The organism is Pseudomonas sp. JH-2, assembly GCF_036231725.1.
Taxonomy (GTDB): Bacteria; Pseudomonadota; Gammaproteobacteria; order Pseudomonadales; family Pseudomonadaceae; genus Pseudomonas; species Pseudomonas delhiensis.
Genome location: NZ_JAZAQP010000026.1, coordinates 1 through 12039, shown reverse-complemented (window position 1 = coordinate 12039; position 12039 = coordinate 1). Strand labels below are relative to the sequence as shown.

Below are 12039 nucleotides of genomic sequence, written 5' to 3'. Positions count from 1 at the left end.
CGGAAAAAATACAAAAGGACCACGGACCCATGTTGAAGAGCTGGCGCAACAGCCGCTGGAAGCACTGGCTGGAAGAGCACGACATCGAATTCCGCAGCGGCGTCAGCCGCCTGGGGCGCGGGAAGCGCCTGCTGGTCGAGGCGCCCGGCAGCATCGGCGAGGCGGAGTTCAAGATCTACCGCGACGAGATGCGCATCGGCGCCTTCTCCACCATCCGCGCCAGCAGCTTCCACCGCATCTCGCACATCGGCCGCTTCAGCTCCACCGGCCAGCACTGCCGTGTCGGCCTGGCCGCCCGTGCGCACCCGATGGACTGGCTGAGCACCAGCTCGGTGCAGTACGAGCCTGGGGTGTTCGACCGCTACGACACGCCACGCCAGCGCTACGAGGACACCGACGCCGATACCTGGATCGGCAACGACGCCTTCATCGGCGAGGGGGCGGTGGTGATGAGCGGGGTGAAGGTCCACGATGGCGCCGTGGTGGCGGCCATGTCCGTGGTGACCCGCGACGTGCCGCCTTACGCCATAGTCGCCGGCTCGCCGGCGAAGGTGGTGCGCTACCGCTTCCCGCCGGAAATCTGCGAGCGCCTGCTGGCCAGTCGCTGGTGGGACCTGGCGCCGGCGCAGATCGCCGCCTTGCCGTTGTCGCGCATCGAAGAAGCGTTGGAGCGTGTGGAGGCCCTGCGCGCCAGCGGCGAGGCGCGCTCGCCGGTCTACCCGAACATCGAGATCCGCCGCCAGGGCTGCCGCCTGCTGTCCGAGGGCGCCGGCTAGCCCGGTACGGAGCGGCAGCGCTGCGCCGCCCCGTACGGAACGCCCGGGGCGCTCAGCGCCGGTCCTGGGCCAACTGGTAGAGCTGCCGCGCTTCCGCCGCCATCGGCAGCAGGGCCGAGACCAGGCGGGCCTGGCCCTGCACCAGCGGCATTTCGTCGGGGCAGTCCGCCAGCAGGCACAGCAGGTCTTCCAGGGCCACCAGGCGGCGCTCGGCGGCTTCGAACAGGTGCTGGGCGGGGGCGCCGGCGTCGACGAACAGTACGTCGTCGTGGGGCTGGGCCAGGTTGGTGAGGGGTTGCAGATCAGACATGGCGCGCCTCCTGGGTGTGGAGGGCGAAGTACGGATAGTGCATGTTCCATTGCTCCTGAGCGGGATCAAGAGCCGCCTCCCGGAAAAGGGAGGCGGACCGTACGGGGGTAGGATACCGTTGCGAAAGAAGACGGCAGGCCCGAAGGCCTCCCCGGACGGCCCGCCACGGAACGTGAGTGCACACAACGATGGACCGACTGCGCTCACGGCTATGACGCACCACCCTCCGCAACGGGATCCTACCCCCGGCCACAGCAAGGCTGCGGCAGGGCGGAATCTATCCAGCGCCCTCGTAGGACCTCAAGGCGAATTCAGCGTGGGAATTTTTACGCGGGGCAGGGGCGCCGCCCGCGGCGAATCGCTATGCTCGGGGCCATGAACGGCCAGCTCCCCCTCCGCCAACCCTGCCCGCCGGGCGCCTGCGATTGCGGGCGCGAGGCATTGCTGGCCGAGCCCCACGGCGACATCCGCATCCTCCTGCTCACCCGCCAGGAAGAGCAGCGCCTGCTGCAGCGCCTGGAGCAGCTCAAGGACCTGGCCGACCTGCAGCACATGCAGCAGCGCATGTACGAGCAGCTCGGCCTGCGCCTGAGCATCGCCCCCGGTTTCAACGAGGTGCGCAGCATGCGCGGCCTGGACATCCGCATCGCCGGGCAGCCCGGCCTGTGCCGCAAGACCCGCCAGGCCATCCCCGCGGCCATCCGCCGGGGCCTGGAGCGCACCCCGGAAATCGCCTGGCGCCTGCTGGATTCCTTCGACCTGCTGGGCGGCAGCCACTAGGCCAGGCCTGCGCGGCCGTCGCCGACCGCGTGCATTTTTCCAAGGCTTTGCTAATGTCGTTAACCAGGAGATGGCATTCTTCCTCTAACCGCCCCCCGGCTGATGATGCCTACGCATAACCCTCCATGGGCGGCGTAGGCATTGTTCTGCTGTCCATGGTCTGCCCATGGACAGCGCACATGCCCGACCCGTCCCGTTCCGCCGCCTTCCGCACCCCGCTTCCCGCAAGCCGGTACGCCGTGCTGCGCCGCCGCCCGCCGGCGGGGGAGGGTGCGCCATGAAGGGCTACCAGCTGACCTTCTTCACCCAGCAGGACCGCAAGGTCCACCACCAGCCCGTTGCCGAGTGGCTGATGGCCGAGGCGCTGCGCCTGGGCGTGCATGGCGCCACCCTGCTGGCCGCCAAGGAGGGGTTCGGTCACCACCACCGGATGCATGCCGCGCGCTTCTTCGAGCCGGCCGACCAGCCTCTGGAGGTGGTGATGATGGTCACCGAGGCGGAAATGCAGCGGATCTTCACGCGCCTGGCCGAGGAACACCTGAAGCTGGTGTACGTGAAGACCCCCGTCGAGTTCGGCGTACTGGGCGAGGACGACGAGCCCGCCAACGGAGGCCGCCATGACTGAGATATGGGCCCAGGCCGCCCTGTGGCTGGGGCTGGCGTTGCTGGCGACGCTGGTGTCGATCTTCCTGCGCATCGCCACGGCGCTGTCGGAGATCGTCGTCGGGACCATCGCCCAGCTGATCATCGGCGCGCTGCTGGGCATGGCGGTGCTGCAGGGCGACGCCAGCTGGATCAAGTTCCTCTCCGGCGCCGGGGCCATCCTGCTGACCTTCCTGGCCGGCGCCGAGCTGGACCCGAAGGTGTTCCGCAGCCACTGGAAGCAGGCCACGGTGATCGGCCTGGTCGGCTTCGTGGTGCCCTTCATCGGCTGCGCGGCGCTGGCGCGCTGGGGCCTGGGCTGGGATGCGCAGGCCAGCTGGCTGGCCGGCATCGCCATGTCCACCACCTCGGTGGCGGTGGTCTACGCGGTGATGCTGGAGCTGGGGCTGAACACCAGCGAGTACGGCAAGATCGTGCTGGCGGCCTGCTTCGTCAACGACCTGGCCACGGTGATCGCCCTGGGGCTGATCTTCGCCCCCTTCACCCTGAGGACCGCCGGTTTCGCCGGCATCCTGGTCCTGGCCGCGCTGCTGCTGCCGTGGATCACCCCGCGCTTCTTCCGGCGCTTCGGCGGCCGCCCCTCGGAACTGGAGGCCAAGTTCCTCATGTTCTGCCTGTTCGCCCTGGGCGCGGCGGCGACCTGGGCCGACAGCGAGGCGGTGCTGCCGGCCTACCTGATCGGCATGGTGCTGGCCGGCACCGTGGGCAAGGACCACGCGCTGATCCGCCGCCTGCGCACCCTGACCTTCGGCCTGCTGACGCCGTTCTACTTCATCCGCGCCGGCTCGCTGGTGTCGCTGCCGGCGCTGGCCGCGGCGCCCGCGGCCTTCGTGTTGCTGCTGCTGGTGAAGATGCTCACCAAGCTGGTGGGCGTGTACCCCACCTGCCTGTTCTACGGCTCGCCGCGCCGGGAAGGGGCCTACACCACCCTGCTGATGTCCACCGGGCTGACCTTCGGCACCATCTCGGCGCTGTTCGGCCTGGCCCACGGGCTGATCGACCAGGGCCAGTACTCGGCGCTGGTGGCCGCGGTGATCGGCAGCGCGGTGGTGCCGACGCTGATCGCCAACGCCTTCTTCCTGCCCCGGCACCTGCTGCCCAGGGACGACCCGGAGGAGGCCGCCGGCCCGCCGGCGCAAGCCCCGCAACCTGCGCACCAAGACGACTTGCGCCCGCAGACGCGGCGCAGAGGAGGTGAAGCATGATCAAGCGCATCCTGGTGGCCTACGACGCTTCCACGGCGGCGGAGCTGGCCCTGAACTTCGCCAACGACCTGGCCGAGCGCTTTGGCGCCAGCCTGCACATCCTCTCGGTGGCGCAACCGCCGGAGTTCGGCGACGAGGTGGAGACCGAGGCGGTGATCGAGCGCTCCCGCACGCACTTCCACCACGCCTTCAAGCTGCTGGGCTACAGCCGCATGCCGGTGGAGGAGCGGCCGACCACCCACGTCTCGGTGGGGCGCCCGGCCGAGCAGATCGTGCGCTATGCCGAGGAGCACCACATCGACCACATCGTCATCGGCCACCGCGGCCACTCGGGGTTCGAGCGCTGGCTGCTGGGCTCGGTGGCGCGCCAGGTGATCGACCACGCGCCCTGCGCGGTCACGGTCATCCGCGGCTGAGCGGCAGGAGGAGGAAACGACATGCTGCAGATCGACATTCCCGGCGTGGGCAGCTTGCAGTTGAAACACATGATCTGCGACTACAACGGCACCCTGGCCGTGGATGGCCGGCTGATCGACGGGGTGGCCGAGCGCCTGGAGGTGCTGGGCCGGAAGCTGGCCCTGCACGTGGTCACCGGCGACACCTTCGGCAGCGCCGAGGCGGAACTGGCGGCGCTGGAGGTGAACCTGCTGGTGCTGTCCGAGAAGGACCAGGCCATTTCCAAGGAGGACTACCTGCGCACCCTGGGCCTGCACGGCGTGGTGGCCATCGGCAACGGCAGCAACGACCGCTACATGTTGCAGCAGTCGGCCCTGGGCATCGCGGTGATCGGCCCGGAGGGCGCTTCCTCGGTGGCCATCGGCTCGGCGGACCTGGTCGCCCTGGACATCCTTTCGGCGCTGGATATGCTGAGCCACCCGCAGCGCATCATTGCCAGCCTGCGTTGCTGAACCTGACAGGAGTAGGACGATGACAAGGATCATTCTGACCCGCCACGGCCACGTGGACTGGATCGCCCCGGAGCGCTTCCGCGGCCGCGCCGAACTGCCGCTGTCGGCGCTGGGCCGGCGCCAGGCCGAGGCGGTGGCCCGGCGCATCGCGGAAAGCTGGCAGCCGGTGGCGATCTACACCAGCCCGCTGTCGCGCTGCATCGACACCGGCGCCGCCATCGCCCGCGCCACCGGCGCCCCGGCGCAGGCCCTGGAAGGCCTGGCCGACACCGACTACGGCCAGTGGCAGGGCCTGACCCACGACGAAGTGCGCGCCCGCTGGCCGGAGGAGCACCGCATCTGGCTGGAGGCGCCGGACCTGGCGGCCATCCCCGATGGCGAGAGCCTGGCCGACGTGCTGGCCAGGGGTACCCGTGTGTTGCGCGAGGTGTTGCGGCAACATGCCGGGCAGACACTGGTGCTGGTGGGGCACGACAGCATCAACCGCGTCCTGCTGCTGCAGGCCCTGGGCCTGCCGCTGGCGCGCTACTGGCGGCTGAAGCAGGAGCCTTGCTGCGTCAACGAGTTGGTCGTGGAGAATGACGTCTTCACGCTGCACCGGCTCAACGAGACCTACCATCTGGCCGGGGTGAAGGCTGAGGGTTGAGGCTGTTTTCAACGACGGATGATCGCGGACGGAGTCCGCTCCTACGGTTCCAGGACGCACGGCTTTTCGTAGGAGCGAGCTTGCTCGCGAACGGTGCTCACCTGTGACTGCGGTGTTTTGGCTGGACGCCTTTCCCTCTCCCTAACCCTCGGCTGCGCGCCCCGCCCCGAAGGGAGAGGGGACTGTTCGGAGCGGTCTGGTTTTCCCGAGTCAGCCGGCAAGCAAGGTGGTTTCCGGCTGAAACCATTCCTTATCTCGGCACGGACTAGCCCCCTCTCCCTTCAGGGAGAGGGCTGGGGAGAGGGGCTCTTAAACCCGGCACCTACGGCACCGGGAAACACCGTTCGCGAGCAAGCTCGCTCCTACGAAGAGCACCTCGGCGGTTCCAGGAAGCACGGGCGTAGGAGCGGACTCCGTCCGCGATTGGCATCGGCCACGCCGGACGCCCCGGTAGCACGGCCAACGGCGGATAACCGCGAACGGTTATTCGCCCTACGGTATGGGAGGGCTTGGCGTAGGGCGCATAACGCCTACGGCGTTATCCGCCATGATCGCGGACGGAGTCCGCTCCTACGGTTCCAGGACGCACGGCTTTTCGTAGGAGCGAGCTTGCTCGCGAACGGTGCTCACCTGTGACTGCGGTGTTTTGGCTGGACGCCTTTCCCTCTCCCTAACCCTCGGCTGCGCGCCCCGCCCCGAAGGGAGAGGGGACTGTTCGGAGCGGTCTGGTTTTCCCGAGTCAGCCGGCAAGCAAGGTGGTTTCCGGCTGAAACCATTCCTTATCTCGGCACGGACTAGCCCCCTCTCCCTTCAGGGAGAGGGCTGGGGAGAGGGGCTCTTAAACCCGGCACCTACGGCACCGGGAAACACCGTTCGCGAGCAAGCTCGCTCCTACGAAGAGCACCTCGGCGGTTCCAGGAAGCACGGGCGTAGGAGCGGACTCCGTCCGCGATTGGCATCGGCCACGCCGGACGCCCCGGTGGCACGGCCAACGGCGGATAACCGCGAACGGTTATCCGCCCTACGGTGCAGCCGCCGCCAGCGGCACCGGCGTCATCTGCCGCAGGCGGCTGAGGGTGCGCTCGAAGTCCAGGGTGGTGCTGCCGCTGGCCAGCCGTTCCAGCGGCACCGTGGCGTAGAGCTGCAGCTTCAGGCGCTTGTCGTAGGCGATGTCGATGAAGTTCAGGAAGCGCCTGGCGACGTCGTCGGGGTAGCCCTGCAGCGGTTCCAGGCCGCTGACCGCCAGGTACGGGAAGCGTTCGATCAGCCACAGGTAGTCGGCCGCCGAGTGCGGGCGTTCGAACAGTTCGGCGAAGTCGAGCCAGGCGTGGTCGTCGTCGTGGGCGCGCACGCACAGCGGGTGGTGGTTGACCTGCAGCACCTGGTCGAAGCGGGCCTGCGGGCCCAGGCCGAAGCGCTCGCGCAGCGGCGCCGGGTCGTCGGCGGTGGCGGGCCACAGGTAGCTGCCCCAGGCGTCCAGCGGCGTCAGCCGGCGCCGGTAGTCCTCGCCGTTGTCCAGCGCCAGCACCTCGAAGCGGCTTTCGATCAAGCCGACCACGGGGCGCAGGCGCTCGCCGTACAGCGGGTCCGCGCACAGCCCGGCCGGCGGGTAGTTGGAGGTGCACACCAGGCCGACGCCGCGGTCCACCAGCTGTTGCAGCATCGGCCCCAGCAGCATGGCGTCACCGATGTCGTGCACGTGGAATTCGTCGAAGCACAGCAGGCGGGTTTCCCCGGCGATGCAGCGGGCGCTCTTCGCCAGCGGTTCGGCCTGGCCGGCGAAGGCCTGCAGGCGCGCCTGCATTTCGTCCAGGAAGGCGTGGAAGTGCACGCGCCGCTTGGCCTGCAGCGGGGCCGCGGCGAAGAAGGCGTCCATCACGAAGCTCTTGCCGCGGCCCACGTCGCCCCACAGGTAGACGCCGGCGGTGGGCTTGTGGAACCAGGCGTGGCGGGCCTGGAGGAAGTGTTCCAGCCAGTTGGCCAGGTGCTCGATGGCGTGTTGCTGCTGAGGGTCGGCGCGGTAGCCGCGCTCCTCCAGGGCCACCCGGAAATGCCGGAGGATGCGTTCGGCGATCGATTCCGGGGCGGCCAGACGGTCGGCGGCGCTCATGCTTCACCTCTGCTCGGGTGGCGCGGGGGCGCGAGGCGCCCCTTTGCCCCTTTAGTGGACGAAGGCCTGGCGGCCGGCGTAGTGGGCGGTGCCGCCGAGCATTTCCTCGATGCGCAGCAACTGGTTGTACTTCTCCACCCGCTCGCCGCGGCAGGGCGCGCCGGCCTTCAGGTGGCCGGTGCCGAAGGCCACGGTGAGGTCGGCGATGAAGCTGTCGACGGTCTCGCCGCTGCGGTGCGAGACCATCGCGCCCCAGCCGTTGTTGTGGGCCAGCAGCACGGTGGTGCGGGTTTCGCTGAGGGTGCCGATCTGGTTGGGCTTGATCAGCACGGCATTGGCGGTGCGTTCGCGGATGCCGCGGCGGATGCGTTCGGCGCTGGTCACGAAGAGGTCGTCGCCGACCAGCTCGATGCGCTGGCCCAGCGCCTCGGTCAGGCGCTTCCAGCCTTCCCAGTCGTCCTCGGCCAGGCCGTCTTCCAGCACCACGATGGGGTAGCGTTCCACCCAGTCGGCGTACAGCCCGATCATCTCGTCGGCGTCCAGCAGGCGGCCTTCGCTGTGCAGGCGGTAGAAGCCGTTCTCGTAGAGGGCGCTGGGCGCCGGGTCGATGGCCAGCTGGACCTGCTCGCCGGGGCGGTAGCCGGCGGCCTCGATGGCTTTCATCAGCAGGTCGAGGGCCTCGGCGTTGTACTTCAGCGGCGGGGCGAAGCCGCCTTCGTCGCCCACCGAGGTGGAGAAGCCCCTGGCCTCCAGCAGGGTGCGCAGCTGCCGGTAGATTTCCGCGCCCCAGCGCAGCGCCTCGCGGAAGCTGCCGGCGCCGGAGGGGACGATCATGAATTCCTGGAAGTCGGTGCCCTGCCAGTGGGCGTGCACGCCGCCGTTGAGCACGTTGAACATGGGCACCGGCATGCGCCTGGCCTGGTCGCCGCCGAGGTAGCGGAACAGCGGCATGCCGGCCGCCGCCGCCGCCGCGCGGGCCACCGCCAGGCTGACGCCGAGGATGGCGTTGCTGCCCAGGCGCGCCTTGTTCGGCGTGCCGTCGCACTGCAGCATCGCCAGGTCGACCGCCGTCTGCTCGCTGGCGTCGTGGCCGCGCAGCAGCGGGGCGATTTCGCCGCGGATGTTGTGCACCGCGCGCAGCACGCCCTTGCCGGCGTAGCGCGCCGGGTCGCAGTCGCGCAGTTCCGCCGCCTCGTGCTTGCCGGTGGAGGCCCCCGAGGGCACCGAGGCGCGCCCGCGGGCGCCGTCCTCCAGGGTCACGTCGACCTCCACCGTGGGGTTGCCGCGGGAGTCGAGGATTTCCCGGGCGTCTATCTGCTGGATCAGGATGGCCATGCCGCTCTCCTTGGTTCGTTCGAATGCATGAGGGGGCCCCTCACAACTGCGGGCGCAGGTAGCCGCCGGCCACCCCGCGCCTGGACAGCACCCACTGCCACAGCTGGATATCGCGGGCGCGGAAGGCGCCGGCGCAGGACAGCAGGTAGTAGCGCCACATGCGCCGGAAGCGCTCGCCCAGCGCCGAGAAACGCGGCCAGGCCGCTTCGAAGTTGGCGTGCCAGGCCATGAGCGTGCGGTCGTAGCAGGCGCCGAAGTTGTGCAGGTCCTCGACCACGAAGAGGCCGTCGGCGGCGTCGCCGAGCTGGCCGATGGAGGGCAGGTCGCCGTTGGGGAAGATGTAGCGGTCGATCCATGGGTCGGGCCGCCCGTGGCGGGTGTTCTTGCCGATGGTGTGCAGCAGGAACAGGCCGTCGTCGGCCAGGCAGCGCTGGGCCACCTGCATGAAGGCGCGGTGGTTCTTGTGGCCGACGTGCTCGAACATGCCGACGCTGGCGATGCGGTCGAACCTGCCGGTCAGGGTGCGGTAGTCCTGCAGGCGGAACTCCACCGGCAGGTCGCGGTAGCGGTCGCTGGCCCAGTTCGCCTGCTCCTGGGACACGGTCACGCCCACGCATTCCACGCCGTGGTGCTGGGCGGCATAGGCCATCAGGCTGCCCCAGCCGCAGCCGATGTCCAGCAGGCGCATGCCCGGCTCCAGCCGCAGCTTGCGGCAGATCAGCTCCAGCTTGGCCTCCTGGGCCTGCTCCAGGGTGCTGGCGGTTTCCCAGTAGCCGCAGCTGTAGGTCATGCGCGAGTCGAGCATGGCCCGGTAGAGTTCGTTGCCCAGGTCGTAGTGGCGCCGGCCCACCTGCCAGGCGCGGCGGCTGTTCTGCAGGTTCAGCAGGCGGTAGCGCAGGACGTGGGCGAGCAGGCGCCAGGGCCGGACCTCCTGGTCCAGGCGGGCGCGCAGCAGGCGGTGGAAGAACTCGTCCAGGTGCTGCGCGTCCCAGTCGCCGTCCATGTAGCTTTCGCCCAGGCCCAGGCTGCCCTGGGCCAGCGCGCGCTCGAACACGCGCGGGCGCAGCACCTGCATGTCCCAGGGGCGCTGGCCGTTGATCTGGATGCCGGCCTTGTGCAGCAGGCCGGCGGCTAGCCGCTGCAGCTCCGGGTCCGGGCCGGGCTGCGAATCCGTCGACGGGGTTCCCAGTGTCTCGCTCATGTCGGGCTCCCCGTGCCGTCGACGATCGATGCGGGCAGGCGGTAGGGCGCGGGCGGGGACAGTGCCGTATCCCGGGCACGTCGCTCGGCCAATGCCTCCCGATAGAAGCCGACACGATAGATGCGCACCTCCAGGGCCAGGCTGGCGAAGCGCAGGCAGCAGTAGGTATCCCAGGCCTCGCGGGGCTCGGAGAAAACCAGGCATTGCGCGCCGCTTTCGACCAGCAGGGCGGAGCGCTTCAGCCCCTGGGTGAACAGCAGCCGTGCCACGTGCTCTTGTTGCTCGCGGGCGATCTGCGCTGCGGCGGGGTAGGTGATCTTCAGCAGTACGTGGTGCGCCGGAAGCGCCTGGAGAAATGCGTCCAGGTCATCGGAAACCAGGCTGGTCACCGACGATGACCACGCTGCGTCTTCATGCATGGGAGTGCCCACTTGTACCTCCAGGTGACGGAGCCAGCCGGTGCCGTACGGCGAAGCGAGGCTGGCGGGGGAACGACCTGAGCGAGGTGGGGCGGTAGATACGAAAATGCCTACCGCCCCCGCCTTCGCGGGTTCGGTAGGCATCATCAGCTGAACGTGTCAGCGGTTAACGGAGAATGCCATCTCCTGAGAGAACTCTATCACCGGCTTCCAGGCTTGCAAGGCGCCGGGGTGGATGTTCAGTCCTCCAGTAGCGCCCTGTTGCGTACTGCGCCCTTGTCGGCACTGGTTGCCAGCAGCGCGTAGGCCTTTAGCGCGCTGCTGACCTTGCGCGCGCGGGGCTGCGCCGGCTTCCAGCCCTTGCCGTCCTGCTCGACGCGGCGGGCGGCCAGTTCCTCGTCGCCGACCAGCAGGTCGATGCTGCGGTTGGGGATGTCGATGAGGATGCGGTCGCCGTCCCGCACCAGGCCGATGGCGCCGCCGGCGGCGGCCTCCGGGGAAACGTGGCCGATGGACAGGCCCGAGGTGCCGCCGGAGAAGCGGCCGTCGGTGAGCAGGGCGCATTGCTTGCCCAGGCCCTTGGACTTCAGGTAGCTGGTGGGGTAGAGCATCTCCTGCATGCCCGGGCCGCCCTTCGGGCCTTCGTAGCGGATGATGACGATGTCGCCCGGCTTCACTTCGTCGGCGAGGATGCCCTTCACCGCCGCGTCCTGGCTCTCGAATATCCTCGCGCTGCCTTCGAACACGTAGAGGGATTCGTCCACGCCGGCGGTCTTCACCACGCAGCCGTCCAGGGCGATGTTGCCGTACAGCATGGCCAGGCCGCCCTCGGCGGAGTAGGCGTGCTCGACGCTGCGGATGCAGCCGTTCTTGCGGTCGTCGTCCAGGCTCGGCCAGCGGGTGTTCTGGCTGAACGCGGTCTGGGTGGGGATGCCGGCCGGGCCGGCCTGGAAGAAGGTGTGCACCCGCTCGTCGCAGGTCTGGGTGATGTCCCACTCGGCGATGGCGTCCTTCATCGAAGGGCTGTGCACGGTCGGCACCTCGGTGTGCAGCAGGCCGCCGCGGGCCAGTTCGCCGAGGATGGAGAAGATGCCGCCGGCGCGGTGCACGTCTTCCATGTGGTACTTCTGGATGTTCGGCGCCACCTTGCACAGCTGCGGCACCTTGCGCGACAGGCGGTCGATGTCGCGCAGGTCGAAGGGCACCGCGCCTTCCTGGGCGGCGGCCAGCAGGTGCAGGATGGTGTTGGTCGAGCCGCCCATGGCGATGTCCAGGCTCATGGCGTTCTCGAAGGCGAGCACGTTGGCGATGCTGCGCGGCAGCACCGAGGTGTCGCCTTCGCCGTAGTAGCGCTGGCACAGCTCCACGGCCAGGCGCCCGGCGCGCAGGAACAGCTGCTCGCGGTCGGCGTGGGTGGCCAGGGTGGTGCCGTTGCCCGGCAGGGCCAGGCCCAGGGCCTCCACCAGGCAGTTCATCGAGTTGGCGGTGAACATGCCGGAGCAGGAGCCGCAGGTGGGGCAGGCGCTGCGCTCGTACTCGGCGACCTTCTCGTCGGAGCAGCTGTCGTCGGCGGCCGCGACCATGGCGTCGATCAGGTCCAGGCCATGGTTGGCCAGCTTGGTCTTGCCGGCTTCCATCGGCCCGCCGGAGACGAACACCACCGGGATGTTCAGGCGCAGGGCGGCC

At 69.3% G+C, this 12039-nt stretch carries 13 protein-coding genes and 2 riboswitches; of the genes, 7 read left to right on the top strand and 6 right to left on the bottom strand.

Annotated elements, in window-relative coordinates; all coding sequences use genetic code 11:
- Positions 1-29: 29 nt before the first annotated feature.
- Positions 30-776, top strand: coding sequence for a CatB-related O-acetyltransferase (locus tag VV867_RS18150; RefSeq protein ID WP_328567180.1), 747 nt, complete (start codon positions 30-32; stop codon positions 774-776).
- A 52-nt stretch (positions 777-828) separates the two neighbouring features.
- On the opposite strand, the gene VV867_RS18145 is transcribed toward VV867_RS18150, so the two are convergent.
- Complete coding sequence (locus VV867_RS18145) at positions 829-1086, bottom strand: hypothetical protein (protein ID WP_275626761.1); 258 nt, start codon at positions 1084-1086, stop codon at positions 829-831.
- Between the two features lie 375 nt (positions 1087-1461).
- Here VV867_RS18145 and VV867_RS18140 point away from each other — a divergent pair, with 375 nt between their 5' ends.
- From VV867_RS18140 to VV867_RS18115, 6 genes are all read left to right on the top strand, one after another.
- Positions 1462-1866, top strand: a complete 405-nt coding sequence (locus VV867_RS18140; RefSeq protein WP_328567179.1) for a hypothetical protein — start codon at positions 1462-1464, stop codon at positions 1864-1866.
- A 57-nt stretch (positions 1867-1923) separates the two neighbouring features.
- Positions 1924-1985, top strand: a riboswitch (Fluoride riboswitch).
- Positions 1986-2143: 158 nt separating this feature from the next.
- A complete protein-coding gene (locus VV867_RS18135; RefSeq protein WP_328567178.1) occupies positions 2144-2491 on the top strand; it encodes a DUF190 domain-containing protein in 348 nt (115 codons plus the stop codon).
- Complete coding sequence (locus VV867_RS18130; protein ID WP_109936946.1) at positions 2484-3734, top strand: cation:proton antiporter; 1251 nt, start codon at positions 2484-2486, stop codon at positions 3732-3734. The genes VV867_RS18135 and VV867_RS18130 overlap by 8 nt, the downstream gene beginning before the upstream one ends.
- On the top strand, positions 3731-4150 hold the full coding sequence (locus VV867_RS18125) for a universal stress protein (RefSeq protein ID WP_109936947.1): 420 nt from the start codon (positions 3731-3733) through the stop codon (positions 4148-4150). Before VV867_RS18130 ends, VV867_RS18125 begins: the two co-directional genes overlap by 4 nt.
- 21 nt (positions 4151-4171) lie before the next feature.
- Positions 4172-4642: an HAD family hydrolase gene (locus VV867_RS18120; protein ID WP_109936948.1), complete on the top strand. Its 471-nt coding sequence runs from the start codon at positions 4172-4174 to the stop codon at positions 4640-4642.
- A 19-nt stretch (positions 4643-4661) separates the two neighbouring features.
- Positions 4662-5288, top strand: a complete 627-nt coding sequence (locus VV867_RS18115) for a histidine phosphatase family protein (protein WP_275626757.1) — start codon at positions 4662-4664, stop codon at positions 5286-5288.
- Positions 5289-6309: 1021 nt separating this feature from the next.
- Here VV867_RS18115 and zapE read toward each other — a convergent pair.
- The 5 genes from zapE to ilvD all read right to left on the bottom strand — a co-directional run.
- On the bottom strand, positions 6310-7398 hold the full coding sequence (gene zapE, locus VV867_RS18110; protein WP_328567177.1) for a cell division protein ZapE: 1089 nt from the start codon (positions 7396-7398) through the stop codon (positions 6310-6312).
- Positions 7399-7449: 51 nt separating this feature from the next.
- Complete coding sequence (gene eno, locus VV867_RS18105) at positions 7450-8733, bottom strand: phosphopyruvate hydratase (protein ID WP_328567176.1); 1284 nt, start codon at positions 8731-8733, stop codon at positions 7450-7452.
- Between the two features lie 40 nt (positions 8734-8773).
- A complete protein-coding gene (gene cfa / locus VV867_RS18100) occupies positions 8774-9934 on the bottom strand; it encodes a cyclopropane fatty acyl phospholipid synthase (RefSeq protein WP_328567175.1) in 1161 nt (386 codons plus the stop codon).
- Complete coding sequence (locus VV867_RS18095; protein ID WP_275626754.1) at positions 9931-10353, bottom strand: hypothetical protein; 423 nt, start codon at positions 10351-10353, stop codon at positions 9931-9933. The genes cfa and VV867_RS18095 overlap by 4 nt, the downstream gene beginning before the upstream one ends.
- Positions 10354-10483: 130 nt before the next feature.
- A riboswitch (Fluoride riboswitch) is annotated at positions 10484-10549 on the bottom strand.
- Positions 10550-10592: 43 nt separating this feature from the next.
- Positions 10593-12039, bottom strand: a 1447-nt coding sequence (ilvD, locus tag VV867_RS18090) for a dihydroxy-acid dehydratase (RefSeq protein WP_328567174.1), incomplete at its 5' end; no start/stop codon positions are given.

Excerpts from the sequence above, each read along its gene's own strand:
- VV867_RS18135 (WP_328567178.1), top strand. The coding sequence starts at position 2,144 with ATGAAGGGCTACCAGCTGACCTTCTTCACCCAGCAGGACCGCAAGGTC.
- VV867_RS18115 (WP_275626757.1), top strand. The coding sequence starts at position 4,662 with ATGACAAGGATCATTCTGACCCGCCACGGCCACGTGGACTGGATCGCC.
- VV867_RS18140 (WP_328567179.1), top strand. The coding sequence starts at position 1,462 with ATGAACGGCCAGCTCCCCCTCCGCCAACCCTGCCCGCCGGGCGCCTGC.
- cfa (WP_328567175.1), bottom strand. The coding sequence starts at position 9,934 with ATGAGCGAGACACTGGGAACCCCGTCGACGGATTCGCAGCCCGGCCCG.
- zapE (WP_328567177.1), bottom strand. The coding sequence starts at position 7,398 with ATGAGCGCCGCCGACCGTCTGGCCGCCCCGGAATCGATCGCCGAACGC.
- VV867_RS18120 (WP_109936948.1), top strand. The coding sequence starts at position 4,172 with ATGCTGCAGATCGACATTCCCGGCGTGGGCAGCTTGCAGTTGAAACAC.
- VV867_RS18095 (WP_275626754.1), bottom strand. The coding sequence starts at position 10,353 with ATGCATGAAGACGCAGCGTGGTCATCGTCGGTGACCAGCCTGGTTTCC.
- eno (WP_328567176.1), bottom strand. The coding sequence starts at position 8,733 with ATGGCCATCCTGATCCAGCAGATAGACGCCCGGGAAATCCTCGACTCC.
- VV867_RS18150 (WP_328567180.1), top strand. The coding sequence starts at position 30 with ATGTTGAAGAGCTGGCGCAACAGCCGCTGGAAGCACTGGCTGGAAGAG.
- VV867_RS18145 (WP_275626761.1), bottom strand. The coding sequence starts at position 1,086 with ATGTCTGATCTGCAACCCCTCACCAACCTGGCCCAGCCCCACGACGAC.
- VV867_RS18125 (WP_109936947.1), top strand. The coding sequence starts at position 3,731 with ATGATCAAGCGCATCCTGGTGGCCTACGACGCTTCCACGGCGGCGGAG.
- VV867_RS18130 (WP_109936946.1), top strand. The coding sequence starts at position 2,484 with ATGACTGAGATATGGGCCCAGGCCGCCCTGTGGCTGGGGCTGGCGTTG.